A 7,413-nucleotide genomic window follows, 5' to 3' on the forward strand; every position below is an offset into this window, starting at 1 on the left:
CGCACTACGGGCATCTTTCCGATTGAGTTGCAGCAAGAACTGCTGCGGGAACTGGGTGCCATTGAAGTAGGAGTGGGAACTTTGGTCGCTACCAATGCCAGAATGGCAGAAGCGGTCAAAGGTAGCGTTGACCGCTTGCGGGAATGGGTGAAAGGACAGCTAATGGTGCATGTAGATGAATCTCCTTGAGGTGCTTTTGAATAAAATAAGCACCTCAAGCAGCGTGAGCCTTAGCCTGACTGCTGACGGCTGATGGCTGAATGCTTACAAGCCAAAGGCCGAACAATCAAGGTATTCGGTGCATTCATTGGGGACGAAGCCTTTCATCCCCTAATAACTTGATGACGCCAGACCTGAATCCTTACATTTTAACTACCCCCTTACCTATTGAGGAAAGTCTTTACGCTCCAGAATTTTTGCTCCCGCAAGCAGTGTTCTAGCACTGAGGCCAATCAGTATAAAAATACCAATCCATTCCAGATATGGAAGATGGGGAATTTGTTGAACAAACTCGTCAGCCCATTGAGTATGAATAGGTTCAATCGCCTTAAAATAATGTTGATAAAGGAAACTATAAACTACAACTGCTTCAGTTATTAGGAGTAAATATGCGAGAGAACGCAAACCTACTACCAGTAACAGTGCAAAAATATTACTGGTTAACTCAAATGCGATGGTTCGTTGTCGCAACTCAGGTAAAATCAGGTTATTGTACTCGCTAATAGTGTCAAAGAACTGGTTAATCGAAGTTCTAATACTTTTTGGCTCTAAACTTTGTTTGAGAGCACGTCGATCTGACTGGCGATTATATTTTCTAGATGTCTTGAAGAAATCAAATTCAGGTAATAGGTACTGCAGTGCACCATCTAGAGTTAAAAAAGATCGAGTCACTTTGAGAAAAGTCCAATTACTTGGGATACCATATCTGGCAATCACTTTAGATACTTCAGCGGTTGCCCCACCAAAAGACTTTTCTTTATACTCTATCCCTTTAAGTTGGGCTTTGGTGGACCAAACCTCTATAGCACTCGACATCTCTGCCCTGACTCTAGGTACATTAACTCTGGGAATATCAACAGCCAACCGCAAGATATAATTAGCCGCTTTGGCAAAATCTCCATCTGACAATGCATTCGTATACTCATTATAAGTTACCCTCAACTCCCTATCCAGGGATCCCACGCTACCCATGTCAATGAATGCAACTTTGCTCCGACGCAAGAAAATAATATTGCCTGGATGTAGATCTCCATGGTACAAGTTATCTTCAAATACTTGTCGAAGTAATGAAATAAACATCGTTTCACCCGCTTTTTTAGGATCAAAGTCATTTTCATCCTGCCATTGAGAGGCTCTGACGGGATCCCTAGCCAATACTTTAATATAATCAGAGGCAAGAACTCCATCGATATATTCCATAACTAAAACTCGACGTTTAGAATATTTGTTATAAATCTTTGGAACATATATTTTATGCTGCTTTAGTGTTTTTCTCATATTACGAGTATTAGATGCTTCATAGCGATAATCTAATTCCTCATTAAAAATTTTATCTAACTCCGATACTGCTTCATCTAAACGTAGGTAACTCATAAAATTAAAAGAAATTAAAACTTTGGCAACGACTTTAATTAAATCCAAATCTCGCTTGAATGCTTCTGCTAGATTTGGACGTTGAATTTTAACGATTACCGGAACATTTTTTCTTTTACTTCGCAACGTTGCTCTATGAACCTGACCAATTGATGCAGCTGCCAAAGGAGTCTCATCAAAATCTTGAAATATTTTTTCCATGGGTGCTCCTAGCTCTGACTCAATTGTTGATCTAACTATAGCCATAGGGAATCCAATCGCTTCATACTGAAGACGTATTAACTGATCACAAATCTCATCTGGTAAAATATCGGTCCGCAATGCTAACAACTGACCCGTTTTTACCCAGAAGCCTCCCAAATCTTCAAATATCTGACGTAGCTCGTTCGCATTCTTTTGTATATCTGGCTTATTTGTAATTCGGCGACGTTGTATACCTAAATAGTAAATAATAAATCGTTGGATAATGTAGAGAGTTGAAAAACGACGAACTTCCAAATTTTCAGCTATTTTAACTTGCTTTCGTTGTTTGTTATCAATAAGAGGAGTAGGAATATCTTTTTTCTTGATCATATTATAAGCAGCCAAAAATAAATTTAAATAATAATTATTGATATCTCGTAGTCTTACTATCATGAAATCCTGAATGTAGTCTTCTCAAAAACTAGCTATTTTTAGGCAGATAGTTTCGCTACTGAAACTGTTACTCTTTAAAAAGTACTGCAGTGCATCTTGGATGAGTTTGCGGTATTGGCAGACATAAATAAAGAAACTGATCAACATCAAAATAATTACCAACGATATAATAATATCAATTTTTCCTTGAAGGAGATTCAGAAAATTACAAAGTTCAAAGTTCAAAAAAAAACATAACCTGGTGCAAAAATATGTGCCTAGTGCTGTTGATACCATTATATACCAATCCTAAATGATATCAGAGAAAGCCTCATAAGTACTTAAATCAGGCATAGTGAATAAATGATACTCAATAAATAATTCAAAGAGTTTATTTGTAATGGTGAAAGAGCGACACCATAGATGGATATGGCGTAAAAGTTGCTTGATATGCCCCCAAATATTTTCAATGGGATTTTCTCCTGGTGCATAGGGAGCAAATCTGAGACAGTGAACTTCCTTTTGCTCACTATTCCTTTTGCTCACCATGATTAACTAATGTCTTGATCATGGGTGAGGAACCAATCGGCGATCATCTGGTTTTGTTCCTCCACCACAGAGCTATTTTATCTGGGACTTTGTCTTGATGCAATAGCGAGTGGGGGAAACCCCCAAGACCGTAATGGTGCGTTTTCCGTAGGCGAATTAAATTCGCCACGGGTCGCACCTCTGCATCGCTTTTTTACCTTTATGCCAACTCATCCCAGCTTTTTTGAGTAATTCGTAATAGCTTTGTAATGAGCAATACACTACACCATAACTCTGTTCGATGTAGTCCATTACCTCCCATACAGTTGTTTGGGTTTTAGATTTAATCCGCTGGATTACTTCTGTTGACTGTGAGTGCTTTAAATATCCTAAACTCTCTTTATAGGCTAGTTCTAAACCTTTCACTCCTTGCTCACGATTGCGACGTTCCCAACGACTTATATAGCTTGACTGAACTCCCAATACTGGTTGAATTTCCCGATGCTTGAGACCTTGAAGGCGCATCTTCATCGCTATTGCTCGTTTGAGTTCTATGGGATCCCGATTACTGGCCATTAATTCTTCCAGGGTCATAATATTAATATATATTCATTACACCAATACACTTTAAATTATAACCCATTACAGAACTCTTTTCTCCAAATTCATTTAGGATTGGTATAGTCCAGCTCAAAGTCTCGGAAGAATCTTTGTAGCAGTTTGTAGTTCGATGCTGTTTTTGCTGTACCCATAAACCCCAGGGTAATCGCAGCTAAATTAAGTCTTCCTAGATATAGCATTATTTGAGCTTGTTAGGACTAGAAAATGGTGAAGTGGTCGGACCGGTGCCCTCAAAAATGTCCTAACTTATGGGCAAGGGTGCTATATCCCAAACCCAGAGTCAATTTTCACACCTTTGATTTATAGCAGAAGTCATTTGTCAGAAGTCATTTGTCAGAAGTCAAACTCTTGCGCTTACAAAGGGTGTGAGACTTTTGTCATGTCCTAACTGCCCTGGCGACTGCTATAAATTTATGACTGGCTTCAAGGGTGATTAATATAGGCCGTAATGAACTTGATCAGGCTTTCCTCCTTTGTCTTCTGAAGGAGTAACAATTTCTGGGAGTCTCTAGACAACATCATGCCCCAACAAAACACTCAGAGCATAGTCATTATCTAACGCAGCACTATAGCGTTTCATCGCCAGACTCTGTTTTGAGGGTTCTTGGTTGAGTAAATTGATACACAAGTGGTGTAATACAGCCATATTCTCAGGCCCATGTCCAGTGCGAATCCGACTAGCATCTTGATGGAAGGTCATATCAAGCACCCAATGCAAGCTATTTTCAATGCCCCAGTGAGAGCGAATCGCTTCGGCCAAGACTAAGGCCGAAGCTCCTAAACTGGTTATGTAGTAACAGATCTGTGTGGTTGTTTTATTCCACAGTTGTCGCTCTCGTTTGACCATGACTACTGTCGTGAAACTTTTCCACTGTTGGGCACCCCAAAACCGCTGGACATTGGTTGATGGACACTGCCCAAACCTACTGCCCAAACCTGACGATGTTCGATGGGATGATGGCCTGCCTCTGTGGTCTCGGTGTAGCTGTAGTCTATTCCTTGCCAATCGAAGGCTTGAGCTTGCTTGAAAAAGGCTTTGACATCCTTGTAAAGATTGTCCTGATTACCCTTGAGCATCAGAACATAGTCCCCACCCTGTGACACAATTTGGGCAGCTATCTTCTTTTGTGCTCCCATCGCATCAATAGTGATAATTGCTCCAGTTAGATCTAGCAACTGTAATAGTTCCGGGATAGCTGTAATCTCATTGGACTTCTGCTCCACTGCTTGTTGGGCTAACACCAGATGATGCTCACTCGCCCATGCAGTGATGGTGTGTAAGGCTGTGATTCCCTGATTTCGGTCATAGGAACCTCTCGAGGTCTTACCATCAATGCTGATCAGGTTGATGGCAAGCTTTCTACTCAAGTGACTAACCCACGATAAAAAACATTCACGCATCTGCTGTGGGTCGATCTGAGCCAAGACTCTTGAAAACGTCTCATGGGAAGGAATCCCATAGGGTAACTCCAAAAACGTCTCTAACCACTTCTGCTTGCGTTTGCCATAAGTCTCTATTGCTACCATGGAATCCGAGCCGCTTATGACTGCCAGTATCGTTATTGTCAGGATATCAATGAGTAGATGTTGAGGTTGACGTTTCGTTCGTGGGTCATCCAAGCCAATGAATTCTTCCATAATGCTTCCCTTGAGCTTTTTGGTGGTGGCGCAAGGCCAGGAAGAAGTAATCGGAGCAAAACCTTGGGACATCAAGATTGGCCTCGTTCAAAGGGTTCTCCTCTAATCTCCTGGATTTCCTTGTTGTTGTCTAGACTCAAAATCGGGTTCTTCGGAACTTAGTCTGTAAAAGATCGCTCAAACCTATGCTGCGCGGTGTTTTAGGCTAAAACTGCTCAAAACTGACTTCAAATCTCGCCATCCATTACCAGATTAGGGCTACAGGGTTTTATCCAGCACACCAGGTTCGGAAGAACCCAAAATCGAGAGCTACTCACTCGGTTCAAGTCAAGTACATTTTATTCAAAATAGGGTGGTGATAAACATGTAGTGATACAACATTTACTTTAGCCTAAATAAGACATTTGTTACTCAAAAATAGAGTCAGTTGACTGTAAATTTATTAGCAATACTTATATAATCTATTATAAATATTGATTGAATAAATCTTATGAAACTGCTATTTTTTTATTAGTAATAAAATGCTTTTTTGATAAACAATTCCTGGTAAACAATGAATGCAAAACCTGATTTAATAACCCGACCTAATTGCCCTTACTGCAATTGTGAGCGAACAGTTAAAAATGGCAGCACTCATCATAAAAAGCCAAAATACCTGTGTAAAAACTGTAAGAAGCAGTTTATAAAAAATCCTACAAAAAAGCCGATACCCTTGTCGAAAAAAAATAAAGATAATAGATGACCTCTTGCTTGAAAAAATATCTTTAGCTGGCATTGCACGATCAGTTGGAGTTTCAAAAACATGGCTCCAAAATTATGTTAATAAAAAATATGCCGAAACTCCCCGAAAAATCAAGGTGTCCGAAAAACCATGCATGTAAAATTACCATAGAATGTGATGAAATGTGGTCTTTTGTTAACAATAAAGATAATCAGCATTTGAAGTTACCGTAAGAGAGTGGTTTGAAGTTACCGTAAGAATAAAGGAGCCTTTCTGGTTGCTCGGCTATACATAAAAGGGTTAAAACTTATTGATTAAGGCTCCTTTATTCTAAGGTTTCATCTCCGGCCTTTATAGGGACAGGTTATGGGTAAGAGTTTTAAGTTATATGAAATAAGGCGACCCTCTCTAAGGTTTCGTCTCCAATGGATTTGGTTGGCAATTGATGGCCGTTGGCCACGCTACGCGAACAAAAAACTAGAGAAATAATTGGAGTTTATATTGGTGATCGTACTCGATACTCGGCAAAAAAATTATGGCAGTCTTTCCCTCCAGCTGACAATGTGCTGTGTGTTATACAGATTTTTGGGAAGCTTATAAAACAGTAATACCACAAAAACGTCACAAACCAGTAGCAAAAAAAACTGCTAAAACTAATCATATTGAAAGATTAAATAATACCTTAAGACAAAGGATTAGTCGTCTGGTAAGAAAAACTTTGTCATTTTCAAAAAAATTAGAAAATCACTTAGGAGCTATTTGGAATTTTATTCATCACTATAATCAATGTTTGTCGGTTTGATTAGGCCATCACTACATGTTTATCACTACCAAACTTTCCTTGTTTTATCAGTTTTGTTAATTGATCATAATCAATTCCTAATAATACTTTGGTTTGTTTAGGATGTTTTTGAATATAATCCCAAGTATAATTACTCATTGTTTCCGCTTATCTATGGATATTTACGTCCATTATACTCTATTTTTAGAATTTTATAGTATTATGGAGATGTATAATAAGTTAGTGAAAGTACTTCAAAAGATAAAGCCCGTGGTTGCTGGAACGGGTGCGCAGACCAAGTACAACCGGACTAAGCTGGGCTTTCCTAAGGAGCATTGGATTGATGCCGCCTGTGTCGGAGATATTGAAGCCTTGCAGTTAAGGACAAACCAACCACTGTTAGTAACTTGTTTTGGCCAAGGAGGTAGGCAAAAAGCAGCACTCAACAAGTATGGCTATCCCATCAGACACAACCCATTAAAGCCGATTGGCCGTAGGCCACGCTGCGCGAACAAAGGTTGGTGTAGTGGAGATATAGCCAAAAACCTCCTGACTGGGGAGTTCGGAAGAGTTAACCCCATAAGCAAAAGTAACTCTTTCAATTACACAGTCCCGGGGAAAAAGGCAATAAGCTTGCACGTCAAAAACCTGATAAGAGTCCACAGAAAAGATGGATACACTTACAGCTTTTGCGAGCAAATACCAGAAATTACCTGGGAATAGTCGTCCTACCGTTGACAGACTAAATCCCCTGGCTAATTTGGTTTGAGTACATTTGTTCATCACCTCTAAGAGCTGATTTCTAAACAGAACCTTAAACTGTTGCTAGTCGTTTTGTCATCAGGCGAATGAGAGAACCAGAAATCATCGCCTCACTCATCTGTGTATACTGTTCATAGTCCTTACTCAAACGGCG

10 protein-coding genes and 3 pseudogenes are annotated in these 7,413 nt (G+C 39.6%); 5 read left to right on the forward strand and 8 right to left on the reverse strand.

The annotated features are described in order from the left end of the window. Window positions 1–189 (forward strand): annotated as a pseudogene (locus F6K38_RS31790) (IS66 family transposase); the annotation flags it as partial. Window positions 190–384: 195 nt separating this feature from the next. On the opposite strand, the gene F6K38_RS31795 reads toward F6K38_RS31790, so the two are convergent. The 6 genes from F6K38_RS31795 to F6K38_RS31815 form a co-directional block, all read right to left on the reverse strand. After that, complete coding sequence (locus tag F6K38_RS31795) at window positions 385–2,229, reverse strand: ABC1 kinase family protein (protein WP_287359054.1); 1,845 nt, start codon at window positions 2,227–2,229, stop codon at window positions 385–387. 288 nt (window positions 2,230–2,517) lie between these two features. Further along, the gene (locus tag F6K38_RS31800) at window positions 2,518–2,757 is read right to left on the reverse strand and encodes a hypothetical protein (protein WP_008180463.1); all 240 of its coding nucleotides are present in this window, start codon (window positions 2,755–2,757) and stop codon (window positions 2,518–2,520) included. 43 nt (window positions 2,758–2,800) lie between these two features. After that, the gene (locus F6K38_RS31805) at window positions 2,801–2,926 is read right to left on the reverse strand and encodes a hypothetical protein (RefSeq protein WP_267871993.1); all 126 of its coding nucleotides are present in this window, start codon (window positions 2,924–2,926) and stop codon (window positions 2,801–2,803) included. Beyond that, window positions 2,914–3,330 carry a helix-turn-helix domain-containing protein gene (locus tag F6K38_RS31810; protein WP_008180461.1) on the reverse strand — a complete coding sequence of 139 codons (417 nt, stop codon included), beginning with the start codon at window positions 3,328–3,330 and terminating at the stop codon, window positions 2,914–2,916. Before F6K38_RS31810 ends, F6K38_RS31805 begins: the two co-directional genes overlap by 13 nt. Window positions 3,331–3,865: 535 nt before the next feature. Continuing rightward, window positions 3,866–4,204 carry an ISAs1 family transposase gene (locus tag F6K38_RS43665; protein WP_008180458.1) on the reverse strand — a complete coding sequence of 113 codons (339 nt, stop codon included), beginning with the start codon at window positions 4,202–4,204 and terminating at the stop codon, window positions 3,866–3,868. A gap of 2 nt (window positions 4,205–4,206) precedes the next feature. Continuing rightward, on the reverse strand, window positions 4,207–5,067 hold the full coding sequence (locus F6K38_RS31815; RefSeq protein WP_008180456.1) for an ISAs1 family transposase: 861 nt from the start codon (window positions 5,065–5,067) through the stop codon (window positions 4,207–4,209). 481 nt (window positions 5,068–5,548) lie between these two features. On the opposite strand from F6K38_RS31815, the gene F6K38_RS44500 reads away from it, so the two are divergent. The 3 genes and pseudogenes from F6K38_RS44500 to F6K38_RS31825 form a co-directional block, all read left to right on the forward strand. Continuing rightward, window positions 5,549–5,737 carry an IS1/IS1595 family N-terminal zinc-binding domain-containing protein gene (locus F6K38_RS44500; RefSeq protein WP_438941757.1) on the forward strand — a complete coding sequence of 63 codons (189 nt, stop codon included), beginning with the start codon at window positions 5,549–5,551 and terminating at the stop codon, window positions 5,735–5,737. Between the two features lie 345 nt (window positions 5,738–6,082). Next, the gene (locus tag F6K38_RS31820; protein WP_267871994.1) at window positions 6,083–6,205 is read left to right on the forward strand and encodes a hypothetical protein; all 123 of its coding nucleotides are present in this window, start codon (window positions 6,083–6,085) and stop codon (window positions 6,203–6,205) included. Continuing rightward, window positions 6,199–6,518 (forward strand): annotated as a pseudogene (locus F6K38_RS31825) (IS1 family transposase); the annotation flags it as partial. The gene F6K38_RS31820 and the pseudogene F6K38_RS31825, both read left to right, overlap by 7 nt. On the opposite strand, the gene F6K38_RS31830 reads toward F6K38_RS31825, so the two are convergent. After that, window positions 6,519–6,656, reverse strand: coding sequence for a hypothetical protein (locus tag F6K38_RS31830; protein ID WP_008180453.1), 138 nt, complete (start codon window positions 6,654–6,656; stop codon window positions 6,519–6,521). It abuts the pseudogene before it with no gap. Window positions 6,657–6,767: 111 nt separating this feature from the next. Here F6K38_RS31830 and F6K38_RS31835 point away from each other — a divergent pair, with 111 nt between their 5' ends. Further along, a complete protein-coding gene (locus tag F6K38_RS31835) occupies window positions 6,768–7,220 on the forward strand; it encodes a hypothetical protein (protein ID WP_229414339.1) in 453 nt (150 codons plus the stop codon). 91 nt (window positions 7,221–7,311) lie between these two features. Here F6K38_RS31835 and F6K38_RS44505 read toward each other — a convergent pair. Then, window positions 7,312–7,413: pseudogene (locus F6K38_RS44505) on the reverse strand (IS5/IS1182 family transposase); the annotation flags it as partial.

The sequence above is a fragment of the Moorena sp. SIO3B2 genome, assembly GCF_010692525.1.
In the GTDB taxonomy this organism is placed as follows: Bacteria; Cyanobacteriota; Cyanobacteriia; order Cyanobacteriales; family Coleofasciculaceae; genus Moorena; species Moorena producens.

What these genes read in the sequence shown, in the direction of transcription:
- F6K38_RS44500 (WP_438941757.1), top strand. Translation starts at nt 5,549, where the DNA reads ATGAATGCAAAACCTGATTTAATAACCCGACCTAATTGCCCTTACTGC.
- F6K38_RS31830 (WP_008180453.1), bottom strand. Translation starts at nt 6,656, where the DNA reads ATGAGTAATTATACTTGGGATTATATTCAAAAACATCCTAAACAAACC.
- F6K38_RS31800 (WP_008180463.1), bottom strand. Translation starts at nt 2,757, where the DNA reads ATGGTGAGCAAAAGGAATAGTGAGCAAAAGGAAGTTCACTGTCTCAGA.
- F6K38_RS43665 (WP_008180458.1), bottom strand. Translation starts at nt 4,204, where the DNA reads ATGGTCAAACGAGAGCGACAACTGTGGAATAAAACAACCACACAGATC.
- F6K38_RS31810 (WP_008180461.1), bottom strand. Translation starts at nt 3,330, where the DNA reads ATGACCCTGGAAGAATTAATGGCCAGTAATCGGGATCCCATAGAACTC.
- F6K38_RS31815 (WP_008180456.1), bottom strand. Translation starts at nt 5,067, where the DNA reads ATGTCCCAAGGTTTTGCTCCGATTACTTCTTCCTGGCCTTGCGCCACC.
- F6K38_RS31820 (WP_267871994.1), top strand. Translation starts at nt 6,083, where the DNA reads ATGGGTAAGAGTTTTAAGTTATATGAAATAAGGCGACCCTCTCTAAGG.
- F6K38_RS31795 (WP_287359054.1), bottom strand. Translation starts at nt 2,229, where the DNA reads ATGATAGTAAGACTACGAGATATCAATAATTATTATTTAAATTTATTT.